This is a genomic window from Paraburkholderia sp. MPAMCS5, from assembly GCF_036016995.1.
Classification (GTDB): domain Bacteria; phylum Pseudomonadota; class Gammaproteobacteria; order Burkholderiales; family Burkholderiaceae; genus Paraburkholderia.
Genome location: NZ_JAYXBK010000003.1, coordinates 426604 through 447449, shown reverse-complemented (window position 1 = coordinate 447449; position 20846 = coordinate 426604). Strand labels below are relative to the sequence as shown.

The following is a 20846-nucleotide window of genomic DNA, read 5'->3' as shown; positions in this document are numbered from 1 at the left end:
ACGGTGGCGGCATCGGCAAAGCGGGGTGGATCGCGGTCAGGAAGTTCGCCCTGACCCCGGACCGGAACCATCCGGATCGCCGCGACACCAATGATCAGGACACTCGGGCCGCACGCGTGGCCGAATCGCGAACCCGGCGCCGCACCCGGCGCCGAACCCAACGGCGCGGCACGCCGGTCCGAGTGGCCGAAGAACGCAGAAAAGGACTCGCTTGAAATTTCCCTACGAATGGCAGATCGGCTGGCGCTACACACGCGCCGGCAAACGCACGACCGGCAACGGCTTCATCTCGTTCATCGCGCTGGTTTCGATGTCGGGCATCGCGCTCGGCGTCGCGGCGCTGATCGTCGTGCTGTCGGTCATGAACGGCTTCCAGAAAGAGGTGCGCGATCGGATGCTGTCCGTGCTCGCGCACGTCGAAATCTTTTCGCCGACCGGCTCGATGCCCAACTGGCAGCTCACCGCGCAGGAAGCGCGACAGAACAAGGAAGTGATCGGCGCGGCGCCCTATGTCGAAGCGCAGGCGCTGCTCACGCGCCAGGACGCCGTGAGCGGTGTGGCGCTGCGCGGCGTGGAGCCGAGCCTCGAGCCGCAGGTGTCCGACATCGGCAAGGAAATGAAGGGCGGCAAGCTGACCGACCTCGTGCCGGGTGACTTCGGCATCGTGCTAGGCGCCGACCTCGCGACCAACCTCGGCGTCGCGGTCAACGACAAGATCACGCTCGTCGCGCCCGAAGGCACCATCACGCCGGCCGGCATGCTGCCGCGCCTGAAGCAGTTCACGGTGGTGGGCATCTTCGAGTCGGGGCATTACGAGTACGACAGCACGCTCGCGCTCATCAACATCAAGGACGCGCAGGCGCTCTTCCGGCTGCCCGCGCCGACCGGCGTGCGGCTGCGCGTGACCGACATGCAGCGCGCGCCCGAAGTCGCGCATCAACTCGCGCGCAGTCTCTCCGGCGATCTGTATATCCGCGACTGGACGCAGCAGAACAAAACCTGGTTCTCGGCCGTGCAGATCGAAAAACGCATGATGTTCATCATCCTCACGCTGATCATCGCGGTGGCGGCGTTCAATCTGGTGTCGTCGCTGGTCATGACGGTGACCAACAAACAGGCCGACATCGCGATTCTCCGCACGCTCGGCGCGCAGCCCGGTTCAATCATGAAGATTTTCGTCGTGCAAGGCGTGACGATCGGATTTATCGGCACGGCGACCGGCGTCGCGCTCGGCTGCCTGATCGCGTGGAGCATCCCGTGGCTCGTGCCGATGATCGAGCATGCGTTCGGCGTGCAGTTTCTGCCGCCTTCGGTGTATTTCATCAGCGAATTGCCGTCCGAACTGATTCCCGCCGATGTCGCGCGAATCGGCGTCATCGCGTTCCTCATGTCGGCCGTCGCGACGCTTTACCCGAGCTGGCGCGGCGCCCGCGTCCGTCCGGCGGAGGCGCTGCGCTATGAATGACCGCTCCGCAAATCTATCCATGGCCGCTCAGGAAATGATGCCGCATCCCTTCGTGCTGGAAGCGACCGGCATCTCCAAGTCGTTCGTGCAGGGCGGACTGAACGTGGCGGTGCTGAACAACACCGAATTGAGCGTGCGGCGCGGCGAGAAACTCGCGATCGTCGGCGCGTCCGGTTCGGGCAAGAGCACGCTTTTGCACGTGCTCGGCGGTCTCGACGATCCGAGCGCCGGCCACGTCTCGGTCATGGGCAAGCCGTTCACGCAGCTTTCGGAACGCGAGCGCAACGACTTGCGCAATCGCGCGCTGGGTTTCGTGTACCAGTTCCATCATCTGCTGCCGGAGTTTTCGGCGCTCGATAACGTCGCGATGCCGCTGCGGATTCGCCGCATGACGACCGAAGCCGCGCGCCGCGAAGCGCTCGACGTGCTGGAGCGCGTCGGCATGGCGCATCGCGCGAAACATCGGCCGGGCGAGCTGTCGGGCGGCGAGCGTCAGCGTGTCGCGATTGCGCGCGCCCTGGTCACCAAGCCGGCCTGTGTTCTCGCCGACGAACCGACCGGAAATCTCGACGGCGGCACCGCCGACACGGTCTTCAACCTGATGCTCGAATTGTCCCGCACGCTCGAAACGAGCTTCGTGATCGTCACGCACGACCCGGAACTGGCGGGGCGGTGCGACCGCATCATGCGGCTACGCGAAGGCGTTCTGCACGAAGAGCCGCCCGTGCCGGTGTGACGGCGCGCGGCGCGACGAGCCGAAGCTAATCTCCTCGCGAGGAAAGTCATGTGGATCGACACGCATTGCCATCTCGACGCTTCCGAATTCGACGCCGACCGTCAGCATGTCGCGGCAGCCGCAAGGAGCGCGGGTGTGGAGCGTATCGTGATCCCCGCGATCGGCCGCCAGAACTTCGCGGCGGTGCGCGAGCTGGCGCACAGCTTCGAGGGCGGCGCCTACGCGCTCGGCATTCATCCGCTCTTCACGCCGTCCGCGCAGGAACACGATCTTGAACTGCTGCGCAGGGAAATTCAGGCGAGTCTTGACGATCCGCGTTTTATCGGCATCGGCGAAATCGGGCTGGATTATTTCGTCGACGGACTCGACGACGCGCAGCAGCAATTCATCTACAACGGCCAGCTGGAAATCGCGCGCGAGTTCGATCTGGCGGTGATCTGCCATGTGCGCAAGTCGCAGGATCAGGTGATCAAGGGGCTGCGCCGGCATCAGATTCATCGCGGCATCGCGCACGCATTCAATGGCAGTTTCCAGCAGGCGCAGGCTTTCATCGATCAGGGCATGCATCTCGGCTTCGGCGGCAATCTGACCTTCGAGCGCGCGCGGCAGATTCGCCGGCTCGCGGAGCAACTGCCGCTCGACGCGCTCGTCGTCGAGACCGACGCGCCGGACATTCCGCCCGCCTGGATTTACAGGCAGCGCAACTCGCCCGAGCAGATTCCCGGCATCGGCGCGGGCCTCGCGCAACTGCGCGGCCTCGCCGTCGACGAAGCCGCCCTACGCACAACGGCCAATGCGCTCGCCGCGCTGCCGCGGCTCGCTCTTTCTTCTGCATAATCAAACTGATTGATTTTCAGTGGTTCGCGCCGGGCGAGATCCACGTCCGGCGGCCTGCTGACGCCTTGCGCGCCGTGCGTCGCTTCGTCTCGCGCGCGGCGGGTGGAGGGCGGATGCGGACATGGTGGTGTGGATTTGCATTGGGCGTGATCTGGCTGCAGCAGCAGGCGGCGCTGCTGGGCTTGGGCGCGGGGTGTGCGGTGATGTCGCTGGGTTTGGCGGCGTTGGCTGTGGCGATCTGGCTGTTGCGCGACCGTTCTTCTATTGAGAGCGGCTGTCACGCGGCGCATGAAAACGACAGGGCGCATTCTCATTGGACGCCTCGACGCTTGCGTTCATTCGCGGGCTGGGGCGCGCTCTGGTGCGCGGCCCTGTGCGCCGGCTTCGTCTTTGCCGCGTGGCGCGCCGACATGCGGCTCGCGACGAGCCTGCCGCTCGAGTGGGAAGGCCGTGACGTCGAGGTCACCGGCAGCATCCAAGGCCTGCCTGCACGCGAGGACAACGGCGCGCGTTTTCTTTTCAATGTGGAGTCCGTTCACGCGCCAGGCGTCGAGCCGGACGCGCGCGGGCCGGTCAACTTTCCGCGCGTGATCCAACTGTCATGGAGCGCCGACGAAGCGCCGCCGCCGCTCGAACCTGGCGATCGCTGGCGTTTGCGTGTGCGTCTGAAGCGGCCGCACGGCAATGCGAATTTCGGCGTGCGCGACGCGGAAGCCGCCTTGCTCGCGCGCAATGTGCGAGCCACCGGTTATGTGAGCACGGCGACGCAAGGCGGGCGGCTGCGAGAAAGAGCGCACGGTCTCGGCGTGACCGTGGATCGCTGGCGCGCCGCGCTGCGCACGCGGATCGACGCGGTGCTGGCGAGCGCGCCGCATCGCGGCATCGTCGTCGCGCTGGCGATCGGCGCGCAGGACGAAGTGAGCGCCGCCGACTGGCAACTGATGCGCGCCACCGGCACGAGTCATCTGGTGGCGATAATGTGGTGAAGAACACACATATTTCGGCCCATGCTCGTCCGACTCATTCCGGTAGGTGTGAACCGATTGACCGAAAGGCATAATGTCGGCTTCGTGGCTGAAACGCCATAACCGCAAGCAACAAGCACACATGACCGCTCTCGAAAAACTACTCGATACATTCCGCCATGCCGCCGTTACGGAACGGGAGAAGGGAACGTACTTCGAAGAGTTGATCGTCACCTATTTGCGGAACGAAGCCGACTATCGTGACCGGTACAGCGACGTGTGGACCTATGCGGAATGGGCTGATCTGCAAGGGCTGGACAAGCGGGACACCGGTATCGATCTTGTAGCGAAGACGCGTGGCACGGATGAAATCCATGCGATCCAGTGCAAGCTGTATGCCCCGGACTATAAGGTCCAGAAAGGCGACATCGACAGCTTCTTCACGGCATCGGGCAAGAAGCCTTTCTCGCGGCGGATCATCGTCGCTACGACGGATCATTGGAGCGAACACGCCGAGGATGCCCTGCTGGATCAGCAGCCGCCCGTCAGCAAGATCGATCTGACCGCCCTTGAAGAGAGCCAGATCGATTGGTCGAAGTACCAACCCAAGGCCGCACCGGTCATCAAGGCGAAGAAGCAACTGCGCCCCCACCAGACCAACGCACTGAACGCGGTGGTTCATGGTCTGGCGGACGCTGACCGTGGCAAGCTGATAATGGCCTGTGGTACGGGCAAAACGATGACCGCGCTGAAGATCGCCGAAACGATGGGCGGTGCTGGAAAGCGGGTTCTGTTCCTTGTACCGAGCCTTTCACTGCTTTCCCAGACCCTTACAGAATGGACACAAGAGAGTGAAACGCCGCTTCATAGCTTCGCTGTGTGCTCGGATAGCGACGTTGGCAAGAAGCGCAAGAAAGAAGACGACATGGTGCAAACCTTCGTCCATGAACTGCGCTATCCGGCGACCACGAATTCGGCACGACTAGCGGAAGAAGTGGCGAAGCGGCACGACGCATCGCACATGAGCGTCGTTTTCAGCACCTATCACTCCCTCGATGTAATCAGCCGCGCGCAGAAGGACTTCGGACTGGCGGACTTCGACTTGATCGTCTGCGACGAAGCGCACCGCACAACCGGCGCGACCTTCGGCGACGATGACGAAAGCACCTTCGTTCGGGTCCACGATGCCGACTACATCCGCGCCGCGAAGCGCCTGTACATGACGGCGACGCCGCGTATCTACGGGGATTCAGCCAAGGCCACGGCTGAACGGGACAACGTGGCGCTTTGTTCGATGGACGACACGGCACTGTACGGTGACGAACTGTTCGTCATCACCTTCTCGGAAGCCGTGAAGCGCGGGTTGCTGGTCGATTACAAGGTGATCGTGCTGGCGGTCGAAGAGACGCACGTCAACCGGCGTCTGCAAGACCTGCTGAAGGACGATAACAACCAGTTGAAGGTGGACGATGCTGCCAAGATCGTCGGCTGCTGGAAGGCCCTATCGAAGCAGGGGTTGACCGAAGACTTGGTTGGCGACGGCGATCCCATGAGCCGTGCGGTGGCCTTCTGTCAGGTCATCGAGGTCTCGAAGGGGGCGAAGACCCACAAGGTCAGTTCGAAGCAGATCGCGGGAATGTTCCAAGCGGTCGTCGAGGCGTATCAGGAGTCTGAAGAGGCGGAAGAGTTCGAACAGGTGGCCCGACTTCACTGCGAAGCCGAACACGTTGATGGCGGCATGAACGCCAGTGAGAAGGAAGCGAAGCTGGCATGGCTATTACATTGCGTGTATCAACATCGAAGCCGTGTATCACGGGACTGTCGGCGGCAAGTATCAGCCGTTCGAAGGCATCTGTCTCGCCGATACCTTTCAGCTTTACGAAAAGGAAGACTTGGTTGATGCCTTGCAGGCAAGCAACAGCGCCCGCCGTAAGCGCCAGAAGAAGCTGGACATCCGGGTCATCTTCGGGAACCCCCCCTATTCAGTGGGTCAGGCGAGCGCCAACGACAACAACCAGAACGTCCCTTATCCGCATTTGGATAACCGGATCGCCGAAACCTACGCCGCGCAGTCGGCTATGACGTCGGTCAAAAATCTGTATGACAGTTACATTCGAGCGATTCGGTGGGCTAGCGACAGAATCGGCGACAGCGGAGTGATCGGGTTTGTCACGAATGCCGGATTCTTGGAAGCAGGTTCGTCAGATGGTCTACGGAAGTGCTTGGCGGACGAGTTTTCTAACATATATGTATTCCACTTGCGGGGTAATGCTCGTACGTCTGGCGAACAGCGTCGTAGGGAAAAAGATAATGTATTTGGTATAGGCAGCCGCGCTCCGGTAGCTATCTCGGTCTTGGTGAAAAATCCCAACGAGAAGTCACGTGGTCAGATTTATTTTCACGATATTGGTGATTATCTCAGTCGGGATGAAAAACTCGACAAGATCAGCGCGTTCGGAAGTATTGCCGGGATAGCAGCAATAGACGGCTGGCAGCCAATTACGCCTGATACCCACGGTGACTGGCTCAACCAGCGCGATGTAAGTTTCAACGACTTTGTAGTATTGGGCGACAAGAAGGGTGGTGCAGACAAGCTGTTCGCTAACTTCTCATTGGGTATCGGGACAAATCGCGACGCGTGGTGTTACAACTCGTCGAAGGCCACTGTCGCAGCGAATATGGATCGCACAATCCGTTTTTATAACGGACAGGTGCGCGGGTTTGGGTCAGCGCACGGTGGGCTGAGCAGAAAGGAGCGGGAAGCGAAAGTCGCGGGATTCATCAGCACCGATTCCACTGAAATCAGTTGGTCAAGCAGTCTCATCCCTGCCCTGATCGCCGGGAAGGAAGGGCAATTCGACGATGCACGTATTGTTCAGAGTCTGTATCGACCGTTTAACACGCAGTGGCTGTACTACGATGACATGTTCAACCACCGAGTTGGACAGATGCGGCGGATTTTCCCGCACGCGAACTCCGAGAATCTTGTCATTGGGTTTTCGGCCCCAAGCGACCGCAGCGCCATTTCTACTTTGGTGACGGACCGCGTGCCAAGTCTCCATGCTACGGATATGGTCGGGTCGCAATACTTCCCGCTTTACCTGTACGACGTGACTGACCACGCGGCTGATAGTGCTACCGTTGATCTGTTTAGTCAGTCAGTGGATAAGGAAACGCCGCGCCGTGACGCAATTACCGACGCAGGATTGGCGCACTTCCAGTCCGCGTATCCGGGTGAACAGATCAGCAAAGAAGACATCTTTTACTACATCTATGGACTGCTGCATTCGCCCGACTATCGCGAACGCTATGCGGACAATCTGTCCAAGGAGTTGCCGCGTATTCCGTGCGTGCAGACTGCTGCTGACTTCTGGGCGTTTTCGAAAGCTGGTCGGAAGCTGGCGGACCTGCATGTCAATTACGAGACGGTCGAGAAGTACCCGTTGCAGATCGAAGGCGGTGGATTGCTTTTGACCGACGCGGACCACCGTGTCGAGAAGATGAAGTACGGCAAGAACGGCAAAGGCAAGGACCTTACGACGTTGATCTACAACGACAAGATCACGGTGAAGGGCATACCCCTCGAAGCCTATGAGTATGTTGTGAACGGCAAGCCAGCATTGGATTGGGTAGTCGAGCGCCAGTGCGTCAAGGTGGACAAAGATAGCGGTATTGTCAACGACGCGAACGACTATGCCATCGAGACTATGCACAATCCGCGCTACCCACTGGAACTGTTTCAGCGGGTCGTCACTGTCAGTCTCGAAACCATGAAGATCGTGAAGTCATTGCCGAGTCTGGACATTCAGCAACCGGGACCGACTGTCGGACTGTTGGTCGGCGCGAGCGGCACGTCGGATGCGATGACTGTGTGATTGGCTTGCATTGGTCGGCGAGTGCAATCGTAAGCGCCGACCATTGTTTCATTGCTGGCTGCAATCATGCATTCCTCACATTCGGGGCTATTGCATTGCTGCTTCCAATGGCGGTAATGCTGCAATGTCCTCGACTGTAGTGCCCACGAGTGTAGCATTGCGCGTTCTGGTTCGGCGTTCTGGTTCGGCGTTCTGATTCGGACAGTCGGCAGCAACGATCCGTCCAATGGTTCAGGGCAACGGTGACGTTCGTGTCCGATACTGGTTTAACAGTGGTTGGTCAGCTATCGTCAATCGTATTTGCATGGTGACCGTTGCCGATAGGGGAGTTACTGTTGCGTTTCGTTATTCGAATGGATTTGATCCGTTTCAGTGGTTGTTTCCGTTCCTAATGAATTGGAATGGCGTTCATAACAAGGTTGGCCGGTCAATGGAAGTGCGCGGACGAACTTGAACGTTTCACCCAAGTAGTCTTTCCTTGTTGAATCTGCGATGAATTGTAGGTCTTTCGTGAAGGTTTGATTGTTTGCTAAGATGCCGCGCTCATACAGGAAATTTTCAAGCGCCTTTCGCTTTCGTGCTCGATCTGTTGAATGCATGGTGGGATTCTCGTAGTCGATCCACCGATTAAGTGCCGTTTCTAGATCAACGGCCAATCCGCCGCGCGTGTTTCGAAGCCTGAGAATGTAGCGAACGAAATCTCGCTTTCCGGGCGGGCATGACTGAATGATTGATTGGATTAGAATCATCCCCAATGATTTTGAATGGCCTACTGTGATACCGTGTTCCTGAGCTTGTTTCTGGGTGAAAAGTTCACCCGTTTTCTTGTCTACCCAGAGAGATGATTCGGGGCATGTGATTGGTGGCGCGTTTTTCGGGCGGTTCCATCCTATGAATTTCAATTCTGAATCACGGAACGGCTTGTGTTTCAACGAGAAAAGCTCAAGTTCCGGTTTCGAGTTTTTGGATTCGGGTTGTTCTTGATGTGATTCGCTTGGGGTGTTGAAATTGGTAATGGCGGTCGCTTCGGCTTCTGCCAATGCAATGAATTCGGTGGCGCTAAACTGCATGTGAGTTTGGGGCGATGAAATCATCGCCGCTAACAATGGATTATTCGTTGTAAGTTGGTGGTGGAATTGGAATCGGCTCGGATTTGGCTCCGAATGCCGAGCAATCTAGTGCAGAAAACTGCGGTAATACCGCAATTTTCTGGATAAAAAATCTTTATTAATCAGTGCCTTACTGACTTCCTTAGTAATACTTAAGCACGGTGATGAAAACCGCGCGATGATGTCGTCTAGCTGCGGTGACTGGTCTAGTTCTATTGATCTGGCGCAACCAGTTCCTCGTGATGGCCGAAGCGCAGCGAAGGCCAGCGACGACTCGGACGCGCAGCGGACGAGTGAGATTTGTTCCAGATGAAGACCAGATTGAAATGACATCCAGACCTGATGGGTGTTCATCTACCTCGGTCTGCGACCTCGGTCGAATCGCCGCCACTTCGTGCCGTCGAATTCGATAACTGGTTCAGGTGGTGAAGGAAGACGCCATTCGTTTTCTTACTTATCTCTGACCTTCATCCGTCAAGATCGGACCTCATGCAGCGACATCTCATCTACAGCAGACTTCGGCCTACGGCCTCAGTCGAATCGCCGCGACTTCGTCCCGTCGAATTCGACAACTCGTTGACCTGAAGAACAAGACCGGGTTGTTTTTTTGCTGCTTCCATCTTCATCGGCCAAGATGGGTTCTTGCTTGTCACATCCCTTCATGCAATCCGGTGCCTACGGCCCCGGTGAATCGCCGCCCCTTCGGGTCGTCGAATTCGGTAACTGGCTGATATGACATGCCGTCATGAACAAGACCCGGTGTTCCCCGCTGGTTTCCTTCATCGATGAGCCACGACCAGACCTAATCGGCTTCGTGGTGCATGACCGGGTGCGCTTGCACTCATCGCTTTGGCCTTCGGCCTTGGTGCTGGCCAGTGTCATCGCAACCAGCGACTCGTCGCTGATCGCGAACCAGTGACCTGATTGGTGACTGATCTGGACCGGTGATGACACACGAAATCCGATCAAGCGCGGTTGTGGCGCGAAGATCAGGTGACGGGTAAGGCGTCGTGGAAGACTGCGGATGTGATTGCAGCCGTGGACTACAGGCGGGTCAACTTAACGCACCAGTGAAATCTGGTAGGTCGAAATTGAGATCGCATTATATCACAAATGTCAAGTCCTTGTCCATGCCTACTTCACGGCGAGTCGATTGATCCGCCCTGATGTTCCGAGTAGCGACGCGACCTGCGGTCGCGATTCACGATGTTCAACTGGTTCTGCTTGGTCCCGCTGCCGGACGGGCGACCGGCAGCAGTGTCAGCAGTTGAGGATGTAGCCGTCAGCAATCGTCCACGCCGTTGTCAACAGCTTGACCGCATCTGCCTCAGGGACGACTTCTGGTTCTCCGTGGCGCGTTGCTTGCGCCGCCCTTTCTAGTAGCCGTGTTGCGGATTCGTCGCAACCCGCGATTTCACGAAGGGTCTTCCATTGCGTCGCCTTGTCTTTCGGGTCCAGTGATCGAGTGGCAATGCAATGCTGCCGCAGCGATTCGACAGCACGGTAGCAGTGGAATGCAACGTCGTCCGGTTCCTTCATCGCGGTGATAAGGTCGCGCAAGCAACGATGAAGGAAAACCCCAGATTCGCCCTGAAGCTTTGGGCGCATGGCCGCGATTCGTGTGTTGAGATCGACCCCGCGATGTAGTTCCGTGATACACGGCACGTTGATCCCGAAGACCTGATCGAAGCCAACCTCCGGGCAAATCGCGCGCCGGATTTCGACATCGTAGGTGTGGCCCAGAACGTAGCCCACCATGTCCATCTCCAACTGAACAAAGTACCTGACAGCGTTTCTTAGGTCTAGCGGGTTCCACTCAACGTCGGTTTCGACCCAGACGGCAACCTGATTCAGGATGATTCGAACGTCAGCTTTAGCATCGATGCCAGACGCTGCGTGCAAGAATTTCGCCGAGATGCGGTGATCCGGTATCTGGGCGCGTTCGGGATGGACCATGCCATCAAGGAAGTATCGATACATAGTTTGTGCTTCCCCGCGTCGTCATTCGGTCTTCACGGCGTCTGGTGGGGCGACCGATTCCCATTCGCACGCGCGACATACCGTTACATAGGGCGGGTCCGATTGAAGCTCGGGGGCATAGAAGCTGGCGAGTTGATAGGACGAACAACGTGGGCACCGGTCGGGCCGTGCAGATTCCTTCCTCACGACGGCAGCAGAGAACACTTCAAGCACATGATGCGTCGCGTCCATCGCCAGTTCAGCATCGATGGTGACCGCATTGGACGTGTGCGTAAGCCAGTTCACCAAGCCCCATGCCGAAGCTGACAACTGCTTCAGATACACGCGAATGTACTTCGAGTGTTCACCCGGTGCTGACCAGTTCGCGATCAATTCCGCCCACTCTTTGAAGTTCCCGCGCTGTGGAAGCGCGGCACCGTCGGGCAGTTCGACGTACTCGGGCGCACTAGCGACAAACGTCAACAGACATTCGCGGCACTTCATTCCGACCGCTTGAAGGTCTTCGGCTTCCGACGCGTTGTCGATGGCTGACGCCGCTTGTTCCCATCGTCGCCATGCTGCGGCGAATCGATCCTGAGTGGGTGTTCCGGCCTTGCGGGCGTCGCGCGATGCAACGCGGGCCATCAGGCCAATGTGGAAGGACAGCAGGTAGTCGAGACTCGGGAATTCGGTCTGCGAATACAGGTTTGTCGGGTTCGTCACGATCCACCATCGCCCATCCGTCGCGTGGACATCCCATACCGCATACTTTCGCCCGAAGACGACTTCGGTCTTCATCTTCTCCAAATGGCGCACCGTGATCGAGTCGCCGTCGTCGCGCCCCTTGTTCGACTGCCACTCGAAGTAATCGATGATCTCTGTTTCTTCGCGTTCCGACCGTCCCAAGACTGTTTCGCGCAGCTTGTCGGTGTTCGGGCGGATCGGCAATGTGCACTCGTCTGTGGATGGCATCAGTTCTTCATCGTTATTCCCGGACATGTCGGCCCCGCCTTTCGTATGCGTTGTCAGAAGAATAGCGGATCGGTTCAGCATGCGGTGGTTCACGACAGGTGTGCTGTAAGCGAACCGGTGCAGTCCCGGTTCGGAGAGCGCGATCTTTCAGCCTCAACCGAACCGGATCATGCGAACTACCCAATCAGGGATGCGACCGGTACGCCTGCGACGGGTCGTTTTGGTAGCCGGTGTTGCTGCCGCACTGTCGTGCGCCATCGACGGCGAGTAGGGACCATGCGCGCGGATTTCCTACTTCGATCTGAGCGGCTTGTTGGTTTTCTACGATTGATGCAGTGCTTGCCGAAGCGGCTGGAAGTATTTCCCGCCACCATCGCCCCGGAAGAAGCGGATGTGCTTGCAGACGTATGCATCGGCAGTTCCACCGAACCTCCAATTCACGGTCCCGAGTCTCGGTTGTTTCACCAGTTCGTTGAACGGCTGCCCGCTACGCAACTCAGGCGCATACCGCTCCGTGAATACTTCGTATGACCGTTTTCCGTGGAGAAGGACCAGCGATGGGCGGAATGCCTTCACGACTTCGTCGAACACCCACATCGACTGGTCAGTCTTCGACAGCTTCGCCCACGCGGTCTCACTCTCTGTAGGGCGGGGCGATATGTTGCTGTCCACGACAGGCGAGAAACCATGTGCCGTCAACCATGCCGAAGCCGTATCCAGCCCAATTCGTGTGTTGCTGCGTCTCGGCTTTCCACGCGCGGTCCGAACCGCATCGTAAATCGGTAGAAAGTTTTCAATGTTCAACAGGCTGGATGCGTAATCATCGAACTGGATGCCGTCCTCGGCGGTGATCGGCGTGGCCGGATTCACTCCAACGATCATCGCGCCGCCTGTGGAAAGCGGCCCGCGACACACGAACGGACGCAGATACGGGCCATCGACGTTGGTCGGCGTGCATAGGCGGATCAGTGCCTCGTTAGTAAACATGTCATTCGATCCAGCGCCAAAGGTGAAACGGTCAGTGTCGCTGAAGATAGCTACAGGGCGTCGCCTTCGAAGTAGTCGGAATCGAGCTTCTTGACGTGGAAGGTGCTTACCGTCGAGACACCGACATTGTGATCTACCATCAACTGCACCAGTTGATCGCCATCGACGAGGATGATCTTCGATGTGATCGAGTTGGCGAAGTCCTTCGCTTCGCGCGTGAACGTAGATGTAGTGATGAAAACACCCTTGTTCGCTCGCTGGCCCTGCAATGCACCGGCAAACTTCTGTATTTCCGGGCGGCCAACCGTGCCTTCCCATTTCTTAGCTTGCACGTAGATAACATCCAACCCGAGCCTGTCTTCTTTGATCGTGCCGTCGATTCCGCCGTCGCCGCTCCGTCCGATGACGCTCCCAGCATCTTGACGAGAACCGCCGTATCCCATAGCAACCAGCAGATCGATCACTAGCCGTTCGAAAAAGCTGGCTGTCGAAGCTTTGACTTGGTCTAGCAAGTCGGCTTCGAGATTGGTCCGTAGTCGCTGGTATGCCTGTGCAAACGATTCTTCGGGCGTTGATTCATCAATTTCAGGCGCGGTTACGCCGGTCAGCGCCATCGGCGTCACCGTGGCCTGCACGTCACCGGTCTTCTTCTGCCGGAATGTCGCGAATTCCGGGTATTGATCGAGCGTGCGGTTATCGATTCGGTCGGGATTTTGTGCAAGCAGGGCTTTGCCGCGTTCAGTGATATTGAAGTAGCCACGCTTTCTGGATTCAACCACGCCCGCTTGCTTCAAGTAAGTTCGCGCCCAACCTACCCGATTGTCGAATAGCGGTGCGGTGCCACTAGGGAGAAGCGTGTTCCGTTCTTCGTCGGTAAGCTGATATTGGTCCGCTAGCGTCTCGACGACATCGCGGAATCGATGTTCTTGTTCATCGGCGACAGCACGCAAGACGGGCAGCATGAGTGTCTGGTAATCCGGGATTGGCATCGCGTTGTTCTTTGCTCGATTGGTCTGCGTTGGATGCTACCGGACTACTCGCAAGATTTCACGTCTTCGGTGCTTCGGAGGTGTCCGAAATCGAGCACTGACGTACACCCCGCCATAGCGTGTACGAAAATTAGCTTGTAAACATATCGTACAGATGCTAACATCCGTACTCCCATTTCGGACATATCAAGGTGCCAATGACGAGAATCTTCGCTTACTGCCGGGTATCAACCGCCGACCAGACCACTGACAATCAAGTACAAGAAATCGAAGCAGCCGGGTTTGCAGTAACGAAGCAACGCGTCATCTGTGAAACGGTTTCCGGGTCAGTGCCAGCACTGGAACGCAAGGGCTTCGCGAAGCTGCTGGATCGTCTTGAAGACAACGACGTTTTGATCGTCACAAAAATGGATCGGCTCGGCAGAAACGCCATCGATGTGCGGTCCACGGTCGAACGGCTGGCATCCATCGGGGTTCGTGTTCACTGCCTTGCCCTTGGCGGTGTAGACCTGACCAGTCCTGCCGGAAAGATGACGATGGGCGTTATCAACGCTGTCGCCGAATTCGAGCGTGATCTCCTGATCGAGCGTACTCAAGCCGGTCTTCGTCGGGCGAAGTCGGAAGGGAAGACGTTCGGGCGTCCGTCCGCACTCTCCGAAGCGCAGCGTGCGGCGGTCATCGAGCAACTGAAGGCTGGTGTCGCTGTCGCTCAAATCGCACGTGACATGAAGACCAGCCGTCAGACCATCATGCGTGTCCGCGCCGGTTCGGCTGCGGAGGATGAATCAATCGAACAAGGCCAGCTTGGCCCCGATGGCATGCCCTGTGCTTTGATCGAATGGCCAGATCGTCGTAGGTCGCGCGGCGCATGAAGGCCAGCCGTCAGACCATCATGCGGGATCGGTCGTCGGCAGCCGCGAAAACGGTGGCTGTTTCATAATCCCGGTCAGCTAACCCGACACTTCGTCCAAGAAGGCGATGACCTTGGCGCGTTGCTTCTTATTCAGGCGGTGAAACTTCAGAAGCAGATCGGCTTCGTCGTCATCGACTGAATGAAGGTAGGCGACCGGGACGCCCAACACCGCTGCGATTCGCTCGACCAGCGGTGCGTCGGGTACGCGGTTTCCTTGCTCATAGCGGTTCATCCGCGCGCTGGCCGACATCGGATCAAGCCCGGCTTCGATGCCGAGACGTTCCTGAGATAGGCCGGTGCGTACGCTGACACTCCAAGGTCGTGAAAGGTCAGCGTGGTGTCCAGCGTCAGACCGTTCTCGCGGGCATACGCTTCGCTCAGGGCCTGTTGTCGTCTGAGCGAGTCGCCCTTGCTTTGTTCGGGGGTGGAGAAGCGGACGTAGCTGTAGGCGGTCGGCATTAACGTTGATCCAGCGTATGGCAGAAAAGCTTCGGATTGTAGCAAGCTGATATGTGTTCATAACCGCAAATTTGCGATTTCGGGTCTGCATATCGGCTTTGCCGCGAGTCTCGCGGCCTGGCTCGCGGGCGCCTTCTGGCGGCGCTCGGGCTGGGTCGGTCGCAACTGGCCGCTGTGGCTGCCCGCGCAGATCGTCGCGGTGATGGCCGGCACGTGCTTTGCCGCATTGCATGCCGCGTTGGCCGGCTTCAACGTGCCCGTGCAGCGCGCATTGTGGATGGCAGGCGTCGTCGCGCTCGCCTATGTGAGCGGGCGCAATCTCGTGCGCTCGGCCGTGCTTGCGTGGGCGCTCGGGCTCGTGCTGCTGATCGATCCGTGGGCGGTCGTGTCGGCGGGATTCTGGTTGTCGTTCTGCGCGGTGGCGGCGATTCTCTTTGCCACATCGGGACGGCCGCGTGCGCAGAATCACGAACAACACACGCAAGCGCGCGACGAAACCGGCGCCGCGCCCGGCGCTCTGTCGCGGTTGAGCGCACATGCAATGCGCGGCGCGCGCGCGTTCGTCGAACGTCTGCGCGGCGCGGCGCACGTGCAGCTCGCGGTGACGCTCGCGCTCGCGCCGCTCACCGCTTACTGGTTCGCGCAGATTCCGCTGATCGGGCCGCTTGCGAACGCCTTCGCGATTCCGTGGGTGAGCCTGCTCGTGACGCCGTCGGTGCTGGCGGGCGTCGTGTTGCCCGCGCCGCTCGATGCCGACGCGTTGCGACTAGCCCATGCATTGCTCGACATGATGCTCGCAGCGTTGCAGACGATGTCGGGGCCGCGCTGGTTGCTCTGGTGGCTGCCGCAACCGGACGCATGGACGCTGGCCGCCGCCGCGGCCGGCGTGCTCTGGTGCCTCGCGCCGCGCGGCTGGCCGCTGCGCTGGGCCGCGCCGCTCACCTGGTTGCCGCTCGTCGCGCCCGCGCCGTCCGGGTTGTCAGCGGGCGGTTTCCGGCTGACCGCGCTGGACGTCGGCCAGGGCACGTCGGTGCTCGTGGAGACGGCGCATCACGTGCTGCTGTTCGACACCGGGCCCGGGCCGGAATCCACTCACGCGGGCGAGCGGGTGGTCGTGCCGTTTCTGCGGGCGCACGGCGTGAACGCGCTCGACACGCTGGTCGTCAGTCATGCCGATTCCGATCACTCGGGTGGCGCGCCGGCGGTGCTGGAGGCTATCGAGGTTCGTCAGATGGTGGCGGCGTTGCCGCCGGCCAATGCGCTGTGGACGAATGCTCGGCAACATGGTGCCGAAACGCTGCCGTGCGCGGCGGGGCAGCGCTGGCAGTGGGACGGCGTCGAGTTCGCCATGCTCTGGCCCGACGCCGGGCCGCTGCAAGGCAAGCCGAATGCGCATTGCTGCGTGCTGCGCGTGAGCGCGTTGCCGGGCGTGGGGTCGGCCACGCAGTCGGTCACGGCCACAGCCACGGCGTCGGCCGGGCGTGACGAGTCGAATCGTGAACCCGCAGGCACACGCGTCGCCGCGCTGCTGACCGCGGACATCGAGGCGCCCACCGAACGCGTGCTGCTCGCGCGCGATCGCGAGAGCTTGCGCGCGCAGGTGCTGGTCGTGCCGCATCACGGCAGCAAGACCTCATCGACCGAGCCGTTCCTCGATTCTATCGATCCGCTCGTCGCGCTATTTCAGGTAGGCTATCGCAACCGGTTTCATCACCCTAGTGCGGGCGTGTGGGCGCGCTATTCGGCGCGGCGGATCGAACTGGGGCGCAGCGATGCCGACGGCGCCGTGCGCGTCCAGATCGATCCGGATTTCGCCGCCCGGCGAAGCGCGCAGACGCCTCGCGCCGCGCTTACGATCGAGCGCTATCGCGACACGCACCGGCGTTACTGGATGGATCGTTGAACCGGTTGCGGATCGCGTCCGCACAGAAAGAAGCCAAAGAAAAAAGCCAAAGAAAAAGCATGAAGAAAGCGCGCGCGGCACGAGGCAAAACCGCTGACGGCATCGGAACAGAAAGAGCGCCGCAAAGCGCGAGGCCAACACTGCAAAGCTTCGCTCGCCGCCGCGCGATAAACAGAACGGAGATAACCGCAGTTGAAAAATATCATTCACTTTTCGCACGCCAACGGCTTTCCGGCGTCGACTTACCGGACGATCTTCGCGGAACTCTCCGACGACTACGAAGTGCGTCACATCGAACGCATCGCGCACGACCCGCGCTATCCGGTCACGCAGGACTGGCCGCATCTCGTGGAGCAATTGCTCGACGACATCGGCCGCGCGTATGAGCAGCCCGTGTGGCTCGTCGGGCATTCGCTCGGCGGTTATCTGTCGCTGATGGCCGCGCTGAAAAAACCGCAGTGGGTGAGGGGCGTGGTGATGCTCGATTCGCCGGTAATCGCCGGCTGGCGCAGCAGCATGCTGCGCGTGTCGCAATGGACGGGACTCGATGAGCGGCTTTCGCCCGCGGCCGCTACCCGCACGCGACGCACGCAGTGGGCGAGCCGCGACGAAACATGGCGCCATTTCCATTCCAAGCCGGCGTTCGCGCGCTGGGACGAACGCATGCTGTCCGACTACATTGACTTCGGCATTCCGCAGGTGTCGCACGACGGCGCGCGAAGTCTCGCGTTCGATCGCCGCACCGAATATCAGATCTACCGGACCTTGCCGCACACGCTCGGTTCGCGGCTGGCGCGCGGCGCGCCGGTGCCGGTCGGGTTCATCGCCGGCACGCGCTCGAAGGAAATCCGTCAGGCCGGTTTGAGCGCCACGCGCCGCGCGACCGGCGGCCACGTCGAATGGATCGAGGGCAGCCATCTCTTTCCGATGGAAAAGCCGATCGAGACCGCGCGCGCCGTGCAGCGGATGTTGCGCGAACTGGAGCGCCGTACCTGACGCTGCGCCCGACAATCACGGCTGATCTGGACGGCGGGCAGGCGCGCCGGGCCGCTCGCATTTCGCTGGGTTGAGACCCTGCTTTACGGTATAATCCGTTTTTCCCGCGAGCATCCAGCGATGACCAAATATGTTTTCGTCACCGGCGGCGTAGTATCTTCCCTCGGCAAGGGTATTGCCGCCGCTTCCCTCGCCGCGATCCTCGAATCGCGCGGTCTTAAAGTCACCCTCCTCAAGCTCGATCCGTACATCAACGTCGACCCCGGCACGATGAGCCCGTTCCAGCACGGCGAAGTGTTCGTCACGGAAGACGGAGCGGAGACCGACCTCGACCTCGGCCACTATGAGCGCTTCATCAGCACGAAGATGCGCAAGGCCAACAACTTCACTACGGGCCAGATTTACGAATCGGTGATCCGCAAGGAACGCCGCGGCGATTATCTCGGCAAGACGGTGCAGGTGATCCCGCATATCACGAACGAAATCCAGGCGTTTGTCGAGCGCGGCGCGGCTTCGGCCACGTGCGGCGAGCCGGATGTCGCCATCGTCGAAGTGGGCGGCACGGTGGGCGACATCGAGTCGCTGCCGTTCCTCGAGGCCGCGCGTCAGATGAGCCTGCGCATGGGCCGCAACAGCGCATGCTTCGTGCACCTCACGCTGGTGCCCTGGGTCGCCACGGCCGGCGAACTCAAAACCAAGCCCACGCAACACAGCGTGCAGAAGCTGCGCGAAATCGGTATTTCGCCGCACGTGCTGCTGTGCCGCGCCGACCGCCGCATTCCGGACGACGAGCGCGCGAAGATTTCCATGTTCTCGAACGTGCCGGAAGACGCCGTGATCTCCGTGTGGGACGCGGACAGCATCTACAAGATTCCGCAGATGCTGCACGATCAGGGTCTCGACGCGATCATCTGCGAAGAACTCAAGCTCACGCCGAAGGCTGCGGACCTCACCATGTGGTCCGATCTCGTCGAGAAGCTGGAAAATCCGAAGCACGAAGTCACCATCGGCATGGTCGGCAAATATGTCGATCTGACCGAGTCGTACAAGTCGCTGATCGAAGCGCTGCGCCACGCGTCCATGCATACGTCCACGCGCGTGAATATCGAATACATCGATTCGGAAGAGATCGAGGCGCACGGCGTCGAAAGTCTCAAGCATCTCGACGCGGTGCTCGTGCCGGGTGGCTTCGGCCGTCGCGGCACCGAAGGCAAGATCGCCGCGATCCGCTATGCGCGCGAAGCGCAAGTGCCGTATCTCGGCATCTGCCTCGGCATGCAGCTCGCCGTGATCGAATTTGCACGCGACGTGGTCGGTCTCAAGAACGCGAACAGCACCGAGTTCGATCAGGAAACCGAAAACCGCGTGGTCGCGCTGATCACCGAGTGGTACGACCGCGAAGGCCGCGTCGAAAAGCGAACGGAAGAATCGGATCTTGGCGGCACGATGCGCCTCGGTTCGCAACGTTGCCCGATCAGGCCCGGCACGATGGCCGAAGAAATCTACGGTAAAGATGTGAACGAGCGTCACCGTCACCGTTATGAAGTCAATAACCGCTTCGTGCCCCAACTCGAAGCGGGCGGCCTTATCATCAGCGCCCGTACCCCGAGTGAAGATCTGCCGGAAATGATGGAACTGCCGCGCAGCATGCACCCGTGGTTCGTCGGCGTGCAGTTCCACCCGGAATTCACGTCCACGCCGCGTGACGGCCATCCGCTGTTCAAGTCGTTCGTCGAGGCAGCGCTCGCGCATCAGCAGTCGCGCGTCGCGAACGAAGTCGGGGAGAAAGCATGAAACTGGGCGATTTCGAAATCGGGCTCGACAAGCCGTTTTTCCTGATCGCGGGCACCTGTGTCGTCGAATCCGAACAGATGACGATCGACACGGCCGGCCGCCTGAAGGAAATCTGCGCGAAGCTGAACATTCCGTTCATCTACAAATCGTCGTACGACAAGGCCAATCGCAGCAGCGGCAAGTCGTTCCGCGGTCTGGGCATGGACGAAGGTCTGCGCATTCTGTCGGAAGTGAAGCGTCAGCTCGGTTTGCCGGTGCTGACCGACGTTCACGCCGAGCACGAAATCGAACAGGTCGCCTCGGTGGTGGACGTGCTGCAAACGCCTGCGTTCCTGTGCCGTCAAACCGACTTCATTCATGCGTGCGCGCGTTCGGGCAAACCGGTCAACATCAAGAAGGGCCAGTTTCTCGCGCCGCACGACATGAAGAACGTGATCGACAAGGCGCGCGACGCGGCACGTGAAGCGGGTCTCTCCGAAGACCGCTTCATGGCGTGCGAGCGCGGCGTGTCGTTTGGCTATAACAATCTCGTGTCGGACATGCGGTCGCTCGCGATCATGCGCGAAACCAGCGCGCCGGTCGTGTTCGACGCCACGCATTCGGTGCAATTGCCGGGCGGCCAGGGCACGAGTTCGGGCGGTCAGCGCGAATTCGTGCCGGTGCTGGCGCGTGCGGCAGTGGCGGTCGGCGTCGCGGGTCTTTTCATGGAAACGCATCCGAATCCGGCGCAGGCCAAGTCGGACGGCCCGAACGCCGTGCCGCTGCACCGCATGGCCGACCTGCTCGAGACGCTCGTCACGCTCGATCAGGCCGTCAAGCGCGCGCCGTTCCTCGAAAGCGATTTCAACTGATTCAACGCATTCGCGGCGTGTCATGGCCCGCGCGCA

General features: G+C 60.0%; 16 protein-coding genes and 3 pseudogenes. 12 read left to right on the top strand and 7 right to left on the bottom strand.

The features are described 5' to 3' along the window. Window positions 1-211 precede the first annotated feature (211 nt). The 6 genes and pseudogenes from VOM14_RS09555 (at window position 212) to VOM14_RS09530 (ending at window position 7878) form a co-directional block, all read left to right on the top strand. Entirely contained in the window at window positions 212-1465 is a 1254-nt protein-coding gene (locus tag VOM14_RS09555; RefSeq protein ID WP_327628457.1) for a lipoprotein-releasing ABC transporter permease subunit, read from the top strand. Next, window positions 1458-2201, top strand: a complete 744-nt coding sequence (gene lolD / locus VOM14_RS09550) for a lipoprotein-releasing ABC transporter ATP-binding protein LolD (RefSeq protein ID WP_327628456.1) — start codon at window positions 1458-1460, stop codon at window positions 2199-2201. The genes VOM14_RS09555 and lolD overlap by 8 nt, the downstream gene beginning before the upstream one ends. Window positions 2202-2249: 48 nt before the next feature. Further along, window positions 2250-3038, top strand: a complete 789-nt coding sequence (locus VOM14_RS09545) for a TatD family hydrolase (protein ID WP_327628455.1) — start codon at window positions 2250-2252, stop codon at window positions 3036-3038. Window positions 3039-3151: 113 nt separating this feature from the next. Then, window positions 3152-4015: pseudogene (locus VOM14_RS09540) on the top strand (ComEC/Rec2 family competence protein); the annotation flags it as partial. Between the two features lie 130 nt (window positions 4016-4145). Beyond that, complete coding sequence (locus VOM14_RS09535; RefSeq protein ID WP_327628454.1) at window positions 4146-5903, top strand: restriction endonuclease; 1758 nt, start codon at window positions 4146-4148, stop codon at window positions 5901-5903. Then, on the top strand, window positions 5809-7878 hold the full coding sequence (locus VOM14_RS09530) for a type ISP restriction/modification enzyme (RefSeq protein ID WP_327628453.1): 2070 nt from the start codon (window positions 5809-5811) through the stop codon (window positions 7876-7878). The genes VOM14_RS09535 and VOM14_RS09530 overlap by 95 nt, the downstream gene beginning before the upstream one ends. Before the next feature lie 329 nt (window positions 7879-8207). Here VOM14_RS09530 and VOM14_RS09525 read toward each other — a convergent pair whose 3' ends face one another. Then, the gene (locus tag VOM14_RS09525; RefSeq protein ID WP_327628452.1) at window positions 8208-8948 is read right to left on the bottom strand and encodes a hypothetical protein; all 741 of its coding nucleotides are present in this window, start codon (window positions 8946-8948) and stop codon (window positions 8208-8210) included. A gap of 784 nt (window positions 8949-9732) precedes the next feature. Between VOM14_RS09525 and VOM14_RS09520 the strand changes: the two genes are divergently transcribed. Beyond that, window positions 9733-9906, top strand: coding sequence for a hypothetical protein (locus tag VOM14_RS09520; RefSeq protein WP_327628451.1), 174 nt, complete (start codon window positions 9733-9735; stop codon window positions 9904-9906). A gap of 341 nt (window positions 9907-10247) precedes the next feature. Here the strand turns inward: VOM14_RS09520 and VOM14_RS09515 are convergent, their stop codons facing one another. The 4 genes from VOM14_RS09515 to VOM14_RS09500 form a co-directional block, all read right to left on the bottom strand. Further along, a complete protein-coding gene (locus VOM14_RS09515; protein WP_327628450.1) occupies window positions 10248-10967 on the bottom strand; it encodes a hypothetical protein in 720 nt (239 codons plus the stop codon). Window positions 10968-10988: 21 nt separating this feature from the next. Beyond that, window positions 10989-12011: a hypothetical protein gene (locus tag VOM14_RS09510; RefSeq protein WP_327628449.1), complete on the bottom strand. Its 1023-nt coding sequence runs from the start codon at window positions 12009-12011 to the stop codon at window positions 10989-10991. 228 nt (window positions 12012-12239) lie between these two features. Beyond that, on the bottom strand, window positions 12240-12905 hold the full coding sequence (locus VOM14_RS09505; protein WP_327628448.1) for a hypothetical protein: 666 nt from the start codon (window positions 12903-12905) through the stop codon (window positions 12240-12242). A 50-nt stretch (window positions 12906-12955) separates the two neighbouring features. Further along, the gene (locus VOM14_RS09500; RefSeq protein ID WP_327628447.1) at window positions 12956-13867 is read right to left on the bottom strand and encodes a restriction endonuclease; all 912 of its coding nucleotides are present in this window, start codon (window positions 13865-13867) and stop codon (window positions 12956-12958) included. A gap of 224 nt (window positions 13868-14091) precedes the next feature. Between VOM14_RS09500 and VOM14_RS09495 the strand changes: the two are divergent. Beyond that, window positions 14092-14655 (top strand): annotated as a pseudogene (locus VOM14_RS09495) (recombinase family protein); the annotation flags it as partial. A 189-nt stretch (window positions 14656-14844) separates the two neighbouring features. Here VOM14_RS09495 and VOM14_RS09490 read toward each other — a convergent pair. Together VOM14_RS09490 and VOM14_RS09485 are read right to left on the bottom strand one after the other, a co-directional pair. Beyond that, the gene (locus tag VOM14_RS09490; RefSeq protein ID WP_327628446.1) at window positions 14845-15039 is read right to left on the bottom strand and encodes a helix-turn-helix domain-containing protein; all 195 of its coding nucleotides are present in this window, start codon (window positions 15037-15039) and stop codon (window positions 14845-14847) included. Next, complete coding sequence (locus VOM14_RS09485) at window positions 15036-15266, bottom strand: recombinase family protein (RefSeq protein ID WP_327628445.1); 231 nt, start codon at window positions 15264-15266, stop codon at window positions 15036-15038. The genes VOM14_RS09490 and VOM14_RS09485 overlap by 4 nt, the downstream gene beginning before the upstream one ends. A 73-nt stretch (window positions 15267-15339) precedes the next feature. Between VOM14_RS09485 and VOM14_RS09480 the strand changes: the two are divergent. From VOM14_RS09480 to kdsA, 4 genes and pseudogenes are all read left to right on the top strand, one after another. Then, a pseudogene (locus tag VOM14_RS09480) lies at window positions 15340-17169 on the top strand (DNA internalization-related competence protein ComEC/Rec2); the annotation flags it as partial. A 192-nt stretch (window positions 17170-17361) separates the two neighbouring features. Beyond that, on the top strand, window positions 17362-18165 hold the full coding sequence (locus VOM14_RS09475) for an alpha/beta fold hydrolase (RefSeq protein WP_327628444.1): 804 nt from the start codon (window positions 17362-17364) through the stop codon (window positions 18163-18165). A 120-nt stretch (window positions 18166-18285) separates the two neighbouring features. Then, on the top strand, window positions 18286-19959 hold the full coding sequence (locus VOM14_RS09470) for a CTP synthase (protein ID WP_327628443.1): 1674 nt from the start codon (window positions 18286-18288) through the stop codon (window positions 19957-19959). Further along, a complete protein-coding gene (gene kdsA, locus VOM14_RS09465; protein WP_327628442.1) occupies window positions 19956-20810 on the top strand; it encodes a 3-deoxy-8-phosphooctulonate synthase in 855 nt (284 codons plus the stop codon). The genes VOM14_RS09470 and kdsA overlap by 4 nt, the downstream gene beginning before the upstream one ends. Window positions 20811-20846 lie beyond the last annotated feature (36 nt).

Excerpts from the sequence above, each read along its gene's own strand:
- lolD (WP_327628456.1), top strand. The coding sequence starts at position 1,458 with ATGAATGACCGCTCCGCAAATCTATCCATGGCCGCTCAGGAAATGATG.
- VOM14_RS09545 (WP_327628455.1), top strand. The coding sequence starts at position 2,250 with ATGTGGATCGACACGCATTGCCATCTCGACGCTTCCGAATTCGACGCC.
- VOM14_RS09535 (WP_327628454.1), top strand. The coding sequence starts at position 4,146 with ATGACCGCTCTCGAAAAACTACTCGATACATTCCGCCATGCCGCCGTT.
- VOM14_RS09525 (WP_327628452.1), bottom strand. The coding sequence starts at position 8,948 with ATGCAGTTTAGCGCCACCGAATTCATTGCATTGGCAGAAGCCGAAGCG.
- VOM14_RS09520 (WP_327628451.1), top strand. The coding sequence starts at position 9,733 with ATGAACAAGACCCGGTGTTCCCCGCTGGTTTCCTTCATCGATGAGCCA.
- VOM14_RS09515 (WP_327628450.1), bottom strand. The coding sequence starts at position 10,967 with ATGTATCGATACTTCCTTGATGGCATGGTCCATCCCGAACGCGCCCAG.
- VOM14_RS09505 (WP_327628448.1), bottom strand. The coding sequence starts at position 12,905 with ATGTTTACTAACGAGGCACTGATCCGCCTATGCACGCCGACCAACGTC.
- VOM14_RS09500 (WP_327628447.1), bottom strand. The coding sequence starts at position 13,867 with ATGCTGCCCGTCTTGCGTGCTGTCGCCGATGAACAAGAACATCGATTC.
- VOM14_RS09490 (WP_327628446.1), bottom strand. The coding sequence starts at position 15,039 with ATGAACCGCTATGAGCAAGGAAACCGCGTACCCGACGCACCGCTGGTC.
- VOM14_RS09485 (WP_327628445.1), bottom strand. The coding sequence starts at position 15,266 with ATGCCGACCGCCTACAGCTACGTCCGCTTCTCCACCCCCGAACAAAGC.
- VOM14_RS09470 (WP_327628443.1), top strand. The coding sequence starts at position 18,286 with ATGACCAAATATGTTTTCGTCACCGGCGGCGTAGTATCTTCCCTCGGC.
- kdsA (WP_327628442.1), top strand. The coding sequence starts at position 19,956 with ATGAAACTGGGCGATTTCGAAATCGGGCTCGACAAGCCGTTTTTCCTG.